General features: G+C 39.6%; 8 protein-coding genes and 2 pseudogenes. 2 read left to right on the forward strand and 8 right to left on the reverse strand.

Features of this window, described 5'->3' with window-relative positions:
- Positions 1-207: pseudogene (locus tag MUB24_RS15255) on the reverse strand (hypothetical protein); the annotation flags it as partial.
- 1,240 nt (positions 208-1,447) lie between these two features.
- On the opposite strand from MUB24_RS15255, the pseudogene MUB24_RS15260 reads away from it, so the two are divergent.
- Positions 1,448-3,012 (forward strand): annotated as a pseudogene (locus MUB24_RS15260) (endo-beta-N-acetylglucosaminidase); the annotation flags it as partial.
- A gap of 6 nt (positions 3,013-3,018) precedes the next feature.
- Positions 3,019-4,044: a discoidin domain-containing protein gene (locus tag MUB24_RS15265; protein ID WP_244705540.1), complete on the forward strand. Its 1,026-nt coding sequence runs from the start codon at positions 3,019-3,021 to the stop codon at positions 4,042-4,044.
- Between the two features lie 356 nt (positions 4,045-4,400).
- On the opposite strand, the gene MUB24_RS15270 is transcribed toward MUB24_RS15265, so the two are convergent.
- From MUB24_RS15270 to MUB24_RS15300, 7 genes are all read right to left on the reverse strand, one after another.
- Positions 4,401-5,186 carry a DeoR/GlpR family DNA-binding transcription regulator gene (locus MUB24_RS15270; protein ID WP_244705541.1) on the reverse strand — a complete coding sequence of 262 codons (786 nt, stop codon included), beginning with the start codon at positions 5,184-5,186 and terminating at the stop codon, positions 4,401-4,403.
- 204 nt (positions 5,187-5,390) lie between these two features.
- Positions 5,391-6,725 (reverse strand): ABC transporter substrate-binding protein, encoded by a 1,335-nt coding sequence (locus tag MUB24_RS15275; RefSeq protein ID WP_244705543.1) that lies wholly within the window; start codon positions 6,723-6,725, stop codon positions 5,391-5,393.
- Positions 6,726-7,150: 425 nt separating this feature from the next.
- Entirely contained in the window at positions 7,151-8,161 is a 1,011-nt protein-coding gene (locus tag MUB24_RS15280) for a histidinol phosphate phosphatase domain-containing protein (RefSeq protein WP_244705545.1), read from the reverse strand.
- A gap of 22 nt (positions 8,162-8,183) precedes the next feature.
- Positions 8,184-9,092 carry a metallophosphoesterase family protein gene (locus MUB24_RS15285; RefSeq protein ID WP_244705547.1) on the reverse strand — a complete coding sequence of 303 codons (909 nt, stop codon included), beginning with the start codon at positions 9,090-9,092 and terminating at the stop codon, positions 8,184-8,186.
- Between the two features lie 251 nt (positions 9,093-9,343).
- Entirely contained in the window at positions 9,344-12,451 is a 3,108-nt protein-coding gene (locus tag MUB24_RS15290; RefSeq protein ID WP_244705549.1) for an alpha-mannosidase, read from the reverse strand.
- Positions 12,452-12,456: 5 nt separating this feature from the next.
- Entirely contained in the window at positions 12,457-13,071 is a 615-nt protein-coding gene (locus MUB24_RS15295) for a YesL family protein (protein WP_244705551.1), read from the reverse strand.
- 157 nt (positions 13,072-13,228) lie between these two features.
- Complete coding sequence (locus MUB24_RS15300) at positions 13,229-14,533, reverse strand: glycoside hydrolase family 125 protein (RefSeq protein WP_244705553.1); 1,305 nt, start codon at positions 14,531-14,533, stop codon at positions 13,229-13,231.

The following is a 14,533-nucleotide window of genomic DNA, read 5'->3' on the forward strand; positions in this document are numbered from 1 at the left end:
TTCCCCTCCTGCCGCCCGCGATGAAATGACGATCAATACAGCACAAACTAGCAGGATAATGAACAGGGTTGAAAGACAATTACTTATCCACTTTAAGATGGTTTTCCCTTTCATATTCGTCTCACTCCGATGGATCTGATTTTGCAAATCTGACTCTATTATGGTTTTGTCAGAATCTAGCTCGTGATCCTCTTGTTTTTCAAACAAACCCTCCTCATCCTAGTATAGTTCTATTATCCTGTCATTTTCTCCAAATTCATTTCCTTCTTTCTCACAAAATAGCCAGTCATCAGAATCTTCAATTCATATTTATCGCCACCTTCCATCAAAATCTATTTTTAGGGATCTACTTTCCTCTAATAATAGCTCTCCATGTGAACTTCCCCAGTAATAATCCGTTTATTTTCATCCTGTTTAGGAACTGGAAAACATTTTTAACAACTTATACTAAGCCGATCTTAAAAAAAGCACTAGAAAAATAGAAAGGTTTTTGAATATAGGTATTTATTGTTAGCGTATTCAATACAATCACTTGGGGAAAATGTAAAAATTTACCAACAAAGTATTATGACTAGCATACTCTTCAATAATCAGTTGGAACAAGTGTACAAACTTTATATTTACTGTGATAATTTTAAAATATAGGTTTCTAACTAGAAAAGAAGGAATTAGAAGCTTTTATATCACTTATGCCAAATGCTTCTAGTTGCCTCCGTTTTCAATATCTAGGTTAAGGAAAATAGACTCGAGCAGCTCCTTCTAACCTTCGAAATATTCTATGACTTCTCTGCATTCAACCAACTTACGGCACTTAACTATATCTGTTGAGTGTAACAAGTTATCCACTGCAATAAGGAAACTAACCATCTTTTTTGATAAAAGAATGGGATTTTTTGTGGACTAACCTTCGAAACGATGAAAAAAACTTACAATATTCAGTCGGTATATTGACATTCTAATTAGCGCGTTATAGTGTGCTTGGTAGACTGATTAAATGAAACGTTGTGTATTTTGGAAGCGCCTTCCGTAGCGGGAGGCAAATAGTATTGGGGAGCTCGCTTTAAGCTTCAAAATAAATTAATAGAAAAGAAGGTGTGGGAAAATGAATGATGTGAAAAAGCACCATTGGTTAATGACTGTCTTTTTCGGTTTGTGTTTTATGCTGTTATGGCCAGGTATCGGCTCAGCGGAGCAACCAGAATCATCCTATTGGTATCCGGAACAATTATTGAACTGGTCTCAAGACAGCGATCCAAACGCTGTATTTAACCGCAGCCAAACCCCATTAGCCAAACGAGAAGTATTATACAAAGTAAATGACAATGCACAATCAAAGAGTAAATTAGTGGCATTGTCTGCACTTAACCCCACTACTAGTGGGGTACCTTCCCAGGGTGGCAAGGATTTCTATGCAAACACGTTCAGCTATTGGCAGTATGTTGACCTGATGGTGTATTGGGCAGGTTCTGCCGGTGAGGGCATCATTGTACCGCCAAGTGCAGATGTGATTGATGCTGCTCATAAGAATGGTGTGCCAATTTTAGGAAACATTTTCTTTCCTCCCGCTGTTTACGGAGGCAAAATTGAGTGGCTAAATCAAATGCTTACCCAGCGTGAAGACGGTTCCTTCCCAGCGGCTGACAAGCTTCTCAAAGTGGCCGACTATTACGGATTTGATGGCTGGTTTATTAACCAGGAAACGGAAGGCGGAAATTCAAAAACTGCCCAAAAGATGAAAGAGTTCCTAGTTTATTTACAGGAGAATAAGCCTGAAGATATGCAGATCATGTGGTATGATTCAATGACGAATGATGGACGTATCAATTGGCAAAACGCTTTGACAGACAATAACAGTAGTTTTCTACAAGATGGTGAGACACGTGTTTCTGATAGCATGTTTTTAAATTTCTGGTGGAATAACCAGCAATCTTCCTTTGACAAAGCGAAGGAACTCGGCAGAAGCCCATATGATTTGTTCGCTGGGGTTGATGTAGAAGCGAATGGAATAAACACAAGAGTTGCTTGGGAAGGTATCTTTCCTAAGGGTAAGGAACCATTAACCTCTTTAGGGATTTATCGTCCAGATTGGACCTTTAAAACCTCCGAAAATATAGAGCAGTTTTATCAAAAAGAAAATGAATTTTGGATTGGAAGGTCCGGTAATCCTGCAGAAACAAACGAGAACGGTACTTGGAAGGGAATGGCACATTATTTCACTGCCAAAACGGCTATTGAGAAACTGCCTTTTGTCACTCACTTTAATACCGGAAGCGGAAAGTTTTTCTCTGTTGATGGGAATGTGGTAAGTGAACAGTCTTGGAACAACCGCAGCCTGCAGGATATTCTACCAACTTGGCGCTGGCTGATAGAGGGCGGACAAGCTGTAAACGTTAATTTTGATTGGGATAATGCTTATTATGGCGGAAGTTCTTTAAAGCTTTCAGGTGCAATTTCTGCTAACAATCCAACGCATATTAAGCTTTATAAAACCAATCTGCCTATTCAAAAGGGTACTGAAATCTCTTTGACATACAAAACAGATTTGAAAAATCCAAACATGAAGCTTGGGGTAAGCTTCACCGATAACCCCGATCAATTTGTCTTTTTCGATGTAAAAAAACAAAGCCAACATCAGTGGATAACCGATTCTTTTAAACTGAAAGAGTACAGTGATAAACAGATTGGAGCCCTCTCTTTGTTGGTAGATAGTGACCAGCAAGTGGAAGATTTTACGACAAATATTGGAGAAATTAAGATTTACAATAAACAAGAGAAAGATAATGACGTTCATTCTCCAAAGAACGGAAAGGTAAGTGATGTTAAGTTTAACGAAGGTATCTATGCTGATGTAGCACTTGCCTGGGAGTCATCTGATTCCGAGGTAAGTCACTATGAAATTTATCGGAAGCTGTCAAACAATAAAAAAGAGTTTTTGGCGCTACACCAAACCAAGTTTACTATATTTCAGATTTAAAACGAGAAGGTAAAGAAAGCAACACCAAATTGGAAACTGTTACAGTGAATAAAGAGTTCGAACGAAGCAAGCCAACCATGGTTACTTTCGATTGGCCAGCTTATCCAAAACCGAAGGCTGACTTCCTTGCTGACCAAACGGTGGCTGCGCCCGGAGGAAAAATTCAGTTTTTCAATCATTCATCGGAAGTAACGGAAGAAGTAGAATGGCATTTTGAGGGTGGAACCCCATCTATCAGCCATGAAAATAATCCAATTGTGACGTATGAAAAAGAGGGCGTTTACCCTGTCACCTTGATTGCGAAAAACAGTGAAGGGGAAAGTGTTCTTACAAAAGATGCGATGATTACCATTTCCGAGGCAGTTAAAGATATTGAAAATGTTGCTTTGAATAAAATTGCTACCGCTAGCGGGCAATGTGCCCCAAATGAAGCCGCAAAATATGCTGTTGACGGTAACGTAAACAGCAAATGGTGTGCCTTAGGAGATGCCCCACATTGGTTAAAGGTTGATCTTGGTGGTCAATATGCCATTTCAAAATTCGTCGTTCACCATGCACAAGCAGGTGGAGAGCCGAAAGCCTTTAATACACAAGCATTTAGAATTGAAATAAGCGATGACGGAGAAAACTGGGCAGAAGCTGTCAAAGTGACTGATAATACAGAGGCGGTTACGGAGCGCAGCATAAACTTAACTAATGCACGCTATGTACGATTAATGGTCGACAAACCCACACAAGGCGGGGACCAGGCTGCAAGAATTTATGAATTTGAAATCCATGGATTTCCTAATGAAAAGGTAGAGATAAAGAATTTAAGTCAATTGATTGAGGAGATGAATGAAGAAGGCGAAATTGCCGATGAAAAGACTGTCCAAGCTTTGACATTGCATGTGACTTCACTAGAACATTTTCATCGTCAAAATAAAATGGATAAAGTAATAAAACACTTGAATGGTTTTAATGTACTGCTAAACGGTCTGTTGGACAATGAACAAATTTCTGAAAAGGCATATCAGCTTTTATCACAACAGACTAAAAAATTGATTGCAAAATATCAAGACGAAAAGTAAAAAATTTTATAACTTGGTTAATGTGGGAGTCCAGTATTTTTAAAATGCTGGACTCCTTCTGCATCTCTTAAGTCGACACATTTAGCCTAAGTTTCGGCTTGAAGTCTTAGAAAGCCACGTATATGAATATTTTCATTTTTTGCCAATACTAACTTTTACTTTGAAAAGACATCTAACTTTGCGAAAAGCTTGATTTCTTTGCAACTCGGGAATTGAATCCATTTTTAACTTTAGGATTTATTCAGATCCTCATACTCTTTTTGTGGTTAAAAGTCACCAAAAATGATTCTAACTAAATTAGAACTGTCCCAATTTAAAATGCTAAGCGTTAAAAATAGGACAGCTATCTATTAAAACTAATCAGCCATAATCCAGTCAACATTTTTTTGCTCTAATACGACCTCCCATGAAGGTGGTTGTTTTTTGTCACATATAATCGCATCTACCTGATCCAAAGTTGTAATCTTGGTGAAGGATTGGACGCCAATTTTACTATGATCTGCTAGTACGATGACTTCCTTGGCATTGGTAGCCGCTAATTTTGAAATGGAGGATTCATTAAAATCATAATCACTTATCCCGTTTTTAAGGGATACACCGCCAACAGATAGGAAGGCTTTATCAACATAAAAGTTTTTCAACATTTCTTCACAAAGATGGCCACTCACGGACTGCTGGTCAGGGGAGAGTTCTCCCCCTAAAAGAATGACTTTCCCACGGAACAATCCTTGTGCTAAGGAATCTTTTAAAACATTGGCTGCAGGCAAGGAATTTGTGAGGATCATCAGTCGATTGAGATTTTTTATAAACTCAGCCAATTTTAAGACCGTGGTGCCCGTATCCAAAAATATCGTATCTCCATCTTTGATTAAGGAAGCCGCCCTTCTCCCGATGAGTTTTTTTTCCGTATAATGAATAATCTGCCGTTGTTGGTAAGGAGGTTCCCCATCTTCATAAGATACCTTTACTGCTCCCCCATAAACCCGTTTTAATTTCTTATGTTTTTCTAGGGCTTCCAAATCTCTGCGGATCGTTTCATTGGAGACATTTAATTTTTGTGCCAATTCAGACACGCGCACTTTTCCATGTGTATCAATTTCATCGATTAATAGTTTCTTCCTTTCTTCAGATAGAAGAGACATTGTTCACCTTCTCTCTTTCGCATTTCTCTAATCTTATGTCTCAATTTTCGCAATTCGGGGCTCAATCAATGCTTCTACCCGTTGCAAAGCTTCATAAATTATCGTACCGTTTTCCTATCATATTTTCAAATGAGTTGTAAAAAAAGCGCTGGAGCAAATCCAACATTGTCCAAATCGCAAAACTGTATAGGTCTAATCCGAAAGCTATTCCTGATCTTTGGCATTTTGGATTTTGGTCGTTGACTCTTCTTCCAATTTCCTTAAAAGTGTAGGCACATCGATATCCGTTGTGGCCAGCTCTTCAATTGCTTTATTGATATCGACGTAAGCATCCCATTTGGCGCTTCGTCTTTCTTCCCCAAGCGCAGGCTCAAGCGCAAATAGGGCGGAAACATTTTTCCCATCATAGAATTCATGATCAGCCGCAAAGTTCTCAAGCACTTTTGGATAGACAGTTGTCGGCCCTGCTGATACGGTTTTCGCCATATTTAACTGGTTTTCTTCTGAAACATATTCCATTAAAACTTGAAACGCTTCATCGGGATGTTCACTGTAGGATGAGATCATAATCGGCCAACCTTGTAATTTCGGTGCTGTATTTGGAAGATCCGGCCAGACGGGAAGGGGGGCTATATCCATATTTTCCACATTGGAAACATCATCATCCCATCCCCAAAGAAACATACCGTGCCAACCAATTGACATAGCTGCTCCTTTTTCACAAAAAAAGCATGTATCATTATAATCAACCCCAGGGATATTATAATAGTCTTGCAGCAAATTAAAGAAGGATTGCAACTCAGGTTTGTCTGCTATCTGTACTTCACCTGTTTGCGGATCTGTATAATTGACAGCAAACTGCCACAAAGGGGGATCAAAGTCATTCCCATCAAACTCTAAACCGATATAATCGGTCCCATTCCGTTTCCCTGTTAATTGCCTGCTTAACTCGACCACTTCATTCCATGTCATCGATTTATCAGGATCAGGATACGCAACGCCGAATAAATCGAATATTTCTTTATTATAATACAAACCATACCGGGAGGAGCCATCGGAAATTCCAATCATACTTTGTTCATCATTAAATGATCTTAAAAAGGTAACGATCGATGGATCAATAACTGAAGTATCAAACCCATGTTTTTCGATTAATCCATCCATCGGTAGAATGGCATCATATTCCTGAAGTAATGCAACATTCCCTGTATTAAAAATATCTGGAACAGTCTTACTTGCAAATAGTTCTTCTAACCCTTCAGATGTTCCATCAAAGTAAACCATTTCCAAGTTAATGTTGGGCAATTTTTCCTGAATGATGCCATAACGATCTTGAAAAATATCTTCTCCGAACGGAAGAGCAATGGTGATCGTGACTGGCTCTCCATTGTCTCCTGATTGTTTATTTTCTTCCGATTGTTGATCTTCTCCTCCATCCGTCTCCACTTCCGTGGAACCTGTTTTTTCTCCGACACATCCGCCCATTAGAATAAGAGAAAACAAGCATAGAAGGAAATACATCCCATTTCTTTTGTTCAAGTTGACAACCCCCAAATTGTTTTTTACTTGCATTACATCTTGGCATACCAAAACAAGAAATACATAATACTCTGTTTCGATTCCTACTTATCATTTCACCCGGTTAGTGTACTTCCTCCGTAGTCATCTAGCTAGTGTTAGAACACCCCCTGATGAAACCGCATACATTTTTGGATAAATTCTTACTTCATTCCCCCTTAATTTGTGACATTTTATTATATACCTACCTCTTATTCGTCTTAGCTGAACACTTGTTATTGCTTTGTTCACGTGCTGAACCAATCTACAAACCTTTTAACATTGTTATTTGTCACACGTTTGCTCCATCAACTTTAGGAAGTCATCTATCTTCGTTTGCACCTCACCCCCTCTCATTGCCTTTTCTCTCTCCTCATACTAAAAAGGATTATTTCCAAACATTTAGATTAAATATGGCCAGTCTCAATTGGATGTTTGATCTTTTCTCTCTTTGCAAATGTAACCACCTCATGGATGCCCACGTTTTGTAATATCTCCAATTGCATCTCAGCAAATTTCCCAAGATCATCCGGATAATGAGCATCCGAAGAAACGGTCAGCGGTACTTGATATTCGGCTAGCACCTTTAAAAACGTTGGGCTTGGACACATCTCCTTAATCGGATAGCGATAATAAAGACCTGCATTGATCTCGGTAGCCGTATTTGTCTGTAATAATCTCTTCGCTATTTTACGATAAGCCGGGATCAGTTTTTCTTCATCAGGTCGATAACCAAAGACCTTTAGGTTGTCCAGATGGGCAACAAAGTCAAATAACTTTGATGAAATCGCCTTTTCCACTACATGGAAAAACTCATCATACAGACTAGATAGATCATAGTTTAAAAATAAATCCTTGGTTTCCGGGTTATCAAATCCCCAGCCATTTAGAAAATGCACAGAGCCGATCACATAATCATAAGGTTGATTTCCCAGAATTTCCGTCAATTCCTCTTCACTATCGAGAAAATAATCTGCCTCCACTCCTAAGCAAAGCTTCACACCATTTTCTTCCCATTTTTGCTTAGCATTTTCAATAAGTGCGATAAATTCATCGATCGATTCTACACAAACTTGGTCCAGCCATTTCCTCTGCAGCTTGCCAAGCTCATCATCTTTTAGATGAATATGTTTTTCATAATAAGCTTTATATTCCTTAAACCGATATAAATGGTCAACGATTCCAACTTCTTGAATACCTAGATCCTTCGCTTGTTGCAAATATAAATCCAACCAGTCCATTGAAAAAGGACCACTCATCAGTCGTTTATGTAATTTTTTTGTCTGCTCCAGCATCCATTCACGTGAATGCTGTGGATGGGCGTTATTGTCCAAATGATTTACTGCATCGAATGTTCTTTTCAGCCAGTTTGAAGAATAAGGTCCTTCCTCCAAATGTAAATGATAGTCAATTTTCAAGATGTCCACCCTTTTTTTGAAATTATTCCTTTGGTTTATGCTCATGTGTATAAGAGGCTATAACATTCCCATCATCTAACCGAATCCATGTATCAAATTTGCGCTGTCCTTCAGATAACTGAATGACTCTCGCACCACGTTGCAATTTTCCATATGTATTATATCCACTTACGCGTCCATAACATAAGGAAATACCACAGAGTTCACCACAGTAATCATTGTCATGATCATGCCCGACAAATGTCCCCATGACCTCACCCGATTCTAGCAAAGCTGTAAATAAACCACTATTGATCATTGGCGCACAGACTTGTTCCAATTTATTTCCTGATACCTTTCCAAAGCTTAGAACATCACGATATTCAGGTAATGGGATATGAAAAAAGGCTAGTGCTGGAAGGGCATACTTTTTTGCTTCTGACATAAACCAGCTTACTTGATCGGGATGAACCCATGCATAGCCGCCAACAGATTTAGGAGCATAGTCCCCTGAATCCAGAAAATATAAAACGGCTTCATTTGCTAGTTTAGTTGATGATTGAATAGAAAGGGAATAATTCCCTACCCCATGAATATGATCAGGTCCAGCCATCGTTAATGAATTTGTATATTCGGAATGAATTTGCAATAACTGCTCCCGAGTAATATTTGCTTCTGCATCATGATTTCCGAAAACAGTTGCAAATGGAATATCCCACTCGGAAATTTGGTCTAATACCCTGCGATAAGATTGATCGGGATGTTTGACCCCCTCACTCCAGATAAGATCACCTGTCACAACAATTAAATCAGGCTTTTCACATTCCACGACTTTTCTAATGACATGAAACGTTTTTTTATCCTCTTGATTCTCTTCTCCACCAACATGCAAATCAGTAAACTGTACTATTTTAAATGACTGATTTTTATGAAATTTTAGCTGTTTCCCCATTGCATCCCACTCCTATTCTTGTATGGAAATAATCTAACTGCCAAATAAACACACAAAATACAATCAAAATTCACAAAGAACGAATTAAAACCACAAACCCAATATACAGCACTTAATAATATTCGTCAATATATTTTTTAAAAATTTTAACTAGATAGACATTATCAAACTACAATCATTTATTCGTTATAGATGACTCTGGACACAAAAAACCAGCCCCCAATGAGGAGCCGGTCATAAATATCACTGTCTTATAGATTTGTAATTCTAAACGTTTTAATTTCATATGGTTTGATCGTGAATTCGATGACTGAACCATTTTGCTTTTCCCCGATCGCTTCTTCCATCAAATTCGTTTCTATCCAGTTTTCGATTGGTTTATGAATGTTCAATGCCGCTTTTCCACGACGACCTTCGTATTCATGAACACGAATGATTAGGCTATTTCCATCTTGGGCAGGCTTGACGGCATCGACCCAAATATGGTCAGAATGTAGATCAAGGAAGGATTCCTCATTCTTCCATTCCCCTTGGAGGGCCAAAATCGGATCATTTAAATCCCAAGCTTTTTCCACCGTTTTCGCTTCACGCCAGTCACCAGCATGAGGGTAAAGGGAATACGTAAAAGTGTGATGTCCTTGATCCGCATGTGGGTCTGGGTGTGTTGCAGACTTGAGTAGAGTCAAACGCATCCGATTTTCTTTAATGTCATACCCATATTTCGAATCATTCAAAAGACTAACTCCATAACCCGCTTCTGATAAATCGGCCCATTGGTGTCCAACCGATTCAAAGCGAGCCATATCCCAGCTTGTATTCCAATGGTTAGGACGTTTCACGTTTCCGTATTGCACGTCATAGGTCGCTTCTGTCGCCCGAATTTCAACAGGGAAGGAGGTTTTCAACAATTTATGTTTTTCATGCCAATCTACATTTGTTTTGAAGTCAATCCGGCGTTCATTCGCATAAAACGTGATGTTTTGGGTGAATTCGGATTGGTGATAACGCCATTTTGCCTGAACGACAAAGGATAATTGGCCGTTTTCTACTACTTCAAATTTTAGTAATTCCCGGATTTCCTCCATTTTTTCTTGATAGAAAATATCAATATCCCATGCATCATGAGCAAGCGGCTTGTCTTCAAAAATTTGCAAGACATTCCCGTTTTCGCCTTCCGCTAGAATGGAACGTTCTGCTTCCTTGTCATAGAGCCTTGCTAGCTGACCGTATTCATTAAATTCAGCTGTATAGAAAGGTGTGTCCAGTTTATTATTTTCAAAGTGGAAAGATGGATCATTTTTTGTTTCAGCTATTGCTTCAAAATACAAGGTCTTCGCTCCAAAAGCTGGTAGAGAATCCACTTCAACAAGCCAACCATTTGCTTGTTTTTGGGCCGGTAAAATGTCCCCGTTCGCTGTTTTCCAAACGCCTTCTTCTCCTGCATGCTCAGAAATCCAAACATTTCTTTTTCCCTTTATATGGGAAGCATTATATAGCGTTACAGCCTGATCAGCTTTTTGCAATTGCTTGTTTAAAAGATCGGACTCCACTTGGTCAACAATCACAAAGGCCTCTTCATATTCTTTTCTCGCATCCTTGTAAACTTCTGTGATGGAGGAGCCTGGAATAATATCATGGAATTGGTTCCGCAAAATAATCTTCCAGCCTTGCTTCAACTCTTCATTTCCCGTCCACTCGCCTGGTCGGGAAAGCCAGCTAGTGAGCATTTCGGCCCGACGGTATTGTAATTCTAATTGGCGGTTCATCTTTTTCATAAAGGCTTGGCTCGTATACGTACCACGGTGATATTCGAGATATAACTCGCCATCCCATTTATGAATATAGCCGTCTGCTGCTTTTACATTTTCATGAAGTTTTTCGAAAAATTCTCCTGCTGTCGATGTTTTGACATTGGGCATACCAGGAAGTTTGTCAAGGCGGCGTCTCATTTCGAGCATATGTCGGTTAACACCACCGCCTCCATCACCGTATCCGTAGGAAACAAGAAGATCCTTTGTCAATTCCTTATCGCGGTAGCCTTCCCATGCACCTTTTACGGTTTTCGCTGTAATAAAGCCATTATATGTGTAGAACCACGAATCAGGTCCATTCCAAGGTTCAGGAGTGGTAATAAAATGAGTAAGAATCTCCGACCCATCGATCCCTTTCCAATAGAAGGTATCATGTGGCATCCGGTTATATTGATTCCAACTAATTTTCGTTGTCATCATTGTTTTGATCCCTGACTTTTTCAAAATCTGCGGAAGAGCCCAGCTATAGCCAAACACATCTGGCAGCCATAGATAAGTACTGTCCGCATTAAATTCCTTTTTGAAAAATTCTTTTCCGTACAGGATTTGTCGTACAAGTGACTCACCACTCGGAATATTGCAATCAGCCTCAAGCCACATTGCACCGGCAGCTTCCCACTTACCATCAGCAATCCGGGCTTTCATTTGTTCATAGATTTCCGGGTAATCCGTTTTAATATAGTCATATAATTGTGGTTGCGTTTGTAAAAATAGATATTCCGGGAATCTTTTCATTAAGTTTAGGACCGTTGAAAAAGAACGGGCTGATTTTTCACGAGTATTCTTGAGTCTCCAAAGCCAAGCGACATCGATATGCGTATGTCCAACAGTATGGATTGTGATTTCTGAAGAAGAATCAATCGCATCGATCGCATCCATAAGCTGAGCTTCGGCTTCATAACAGGATTGATAAAAGCTTGCGCTGCCTGGTTCTGTCCAATCGATCAGTTTCAACGCATCGCCAATCAGTTTGCTTAAAGTTAAGTGAGCAGGATCGGCTTCTGTTGTTTCCTTCAAGACTTCAAACGCTGCGTATAAAGTAAAGAAAAGATTATCTACCTTTGTATCCAACCAAGCGATTTCGGCTTTTTCTAGCTTATACTCCTGTTCGCGTGGAGCGCCTCCCCCTTCCATCCCAGACCATAAACGGAAATCAAGCTGGAGCGGGCCTTGTCCATATTCATCATCAAACAGAACTTCTTCATGATTGGAGTCCACACCTTGATAGGGTTTACCATTGACGAATAAGAGAGATTCAAAGCCAGAATTATTCCCCCCGCCCGTTCGACCAAATGAGAAAAGACCGACTAATGGTTTCCCAGATAGTTTTTGATGGTCCTCCACTATCGCATGAAGCCATAAATACCGATCGCGGCCTTTCCAACGATCTCCCAACTGCATTTTATTCTCATATTGAGCGGGTGGATAAGCACCGATCTCCCCTGAATCTTCCTTGCTTAAAAATTCTCTAATGGGAATGGTGTCTCGATAACGAAAATCAGCTAGTTCACGAATTCGATGTTCAAATTTATTTTCTGTTAAAAACAAGCTCCTCACTCCTTAATGGTTTGTTGTTGTTTTTCTAGCTTGCGGAATCGTTTCATACAAATAGTCATAATCCAATAACTGGGCAGGACCACACCTAGGAAAGGGATCAACCCAGGGATCTTTGTTAATAGATAGCCAATAAAGATAAGCCCAAGCAAAAGAATAATAATATCTTTTATACTGGCAATCGCATGGATCAAAGATTGCTTGATATATTCCTTTATCGTAAAAGTATACTGCACATAGAGCGGGAAAAAGAAAGCAAGGGTTAAGAAATAAATCAAGAATAGAAAAAGAAAAAAGACATAGAGAAAAAGCGAGAAAAAGCCCTTCATTTGTTCAGAAAAACTGAGATCAAGAAAAAGAAAGAGACCAATCAGCGCAAAAATCACACCGATTTTATTACTCTTTTTCCATTCTTTAAAATATGTAGATGTAAATAACGGCCAAATGGGTGTATCAAATTCCTTCATCGTCCATTTACGTAAAACTGTGAACATCGCCACAGTCGCAGGCATAAAACCTAAAATACCTAACCCGAGCAGCGTGAATCCAATCCACAAGAGGTTGGTCCATATCAAACGAAGAAGCCACTCACTTGCTATTTGAAATAATTTCATATCTGACCAACCTCCTGATTATTATATTTGAGTGCCCGAATAAGGCCATTGAACCCCAAGATTGAACCGTTGAGCCTCAATCACAAGTATTTGACGCTACTCTTAAGCCCTTGCTTAGTCTACATCATTGCTGATCCCGCATAGAAAAGTAATTTGTTTATTGTTTTCCATGCAATGGACTGCCTTGAACCGTCTTGCCGATATAGCTAAGCACAAATTCACTGAACATGGTATTGGACCAAGCAAACCATTCACGGGTGAATTCTTCTGGGTTAGAGGCATTAAAGCCTTCATGCATAAAGCCTGTTCCCCCGTCCGTATTCAAGAGCGTGCGCAGGATCCATTCTTTTTCCTTTTGATCAATGCTTGTCATTCCTTGCACGGAAAGGGCAATATGCCAAATATAATGGTCAGGCGTGTGTGGGCTGCCAATTCCGCGAGCCGTTTTTCCTTCGTAATAATAAGGATTGTCGCGACTTAAAATAAAATTCCTTGTGTTTTGATAGATTTCATCGTCAAAATCACAATAGCCAAGGTATGGAGCGGACATTAAGCTTGGGACATTCGCATCATCCATTAGATTGTACCCGCCCGTCCCATCTACTTCATAAGCATATATTTTTCCGTACATCGGATGGTCAATCACTGCATGGTTTTCGATTCCTTCACGGATTTCTTGACCTAACCCGGCGCATTTTTTTCCAAGTTCTGCATCGTTTAAAATGGTCTCACAGATTTCTGCCGCATACCCCATCACAACGGAAGCAAACATATTTGCAGGAACGAGATAGCCATATGTGCAGGCATCATCACTTGGACGAAATCCACTCCAAGTCATCCCAGTTGGAACCACTTTTGAGCCTTTTCCGTCCCTGATCAATGTATCTTGCGGTCTATCCCCTGTTCGCTCAAAACGATAAGGAGAGTTTTGCTCGTGATCTTGTTCTGTTTTCCATACTTGAACAATCGTACGAACTGCTTTATGAAATTCTTCATTTAAATGACTTGTTTCACCCGTTGCTTTCCAAAGCAAATAAGCCAATTGAATCGGATAACATAAGGAATCCACTTCATATTTCCGTTCCCAAATCCAAGCTGTCATCTCTGTTTGATCTGTTTGATGTCCTTTTCCATTTGCTGAATCATTAAATGCATTCGCATAGGGGTCATGTAAAACAAATTGAATTTGTCGATTGACCACTCCAACAAGCATATCTTTAATAGCTGTATCCTGGTCAGCCGCCATTAAATAAGGACGAACTTGGGCTGCAGAATCGCGCAGCCACATAGCCGGGATATCTCCTGTAATCACAAAGGTTGTCCCATCATCTAGATGTTTTAAGGTTGTCGAATACGTATTAACAAAGCATTGGGCAAACATTTCATGGAGCTTTTCCTCCCCTGGGAAAGCTTCTTTTACTTGCTCTATAATTGCTTGTAATGATGCTGGTACATTTGTCAT

It is taken from the genome of Lederbergia sp. NSJ-179 (assembly GCF_022867885.1).
Lineage (GTDB): Bacteria > Bacillota > Bacilli > Bacillales > Bacillaceae_C > Lederbergia.

Coding starts and splice junctions, on each gene's coding strand:
- MUB24_RS15270 (WP_244705541.1), bottom strand. CDS start 5,186: ATGTCTCTTCTATCTGAAGAAAGGAAGAAACTATTAATCGATGAAATT.
- MUB24_RS15300 (WP_244705553.1), bottom strand. CDS start 14,533: ATGACAAATGTACCAGCATCATTACAAGCAATTATAGAGCAAGTAAAA.
- MUB24_RS15285 (WP_244705547.1), bottom strand. CDS start 9,092: ATGGGGAAACAGCTAAAATTTCATAAAAATCAGTCATTTAAAATAGTA.
- MUB24_RS15295 (WP_244705551.1), bottom strand. CDS start 13,071: ATGAAATTATTTCAAATAGCAAGTGAGTGGCTTCTTCGTTTGATATGG.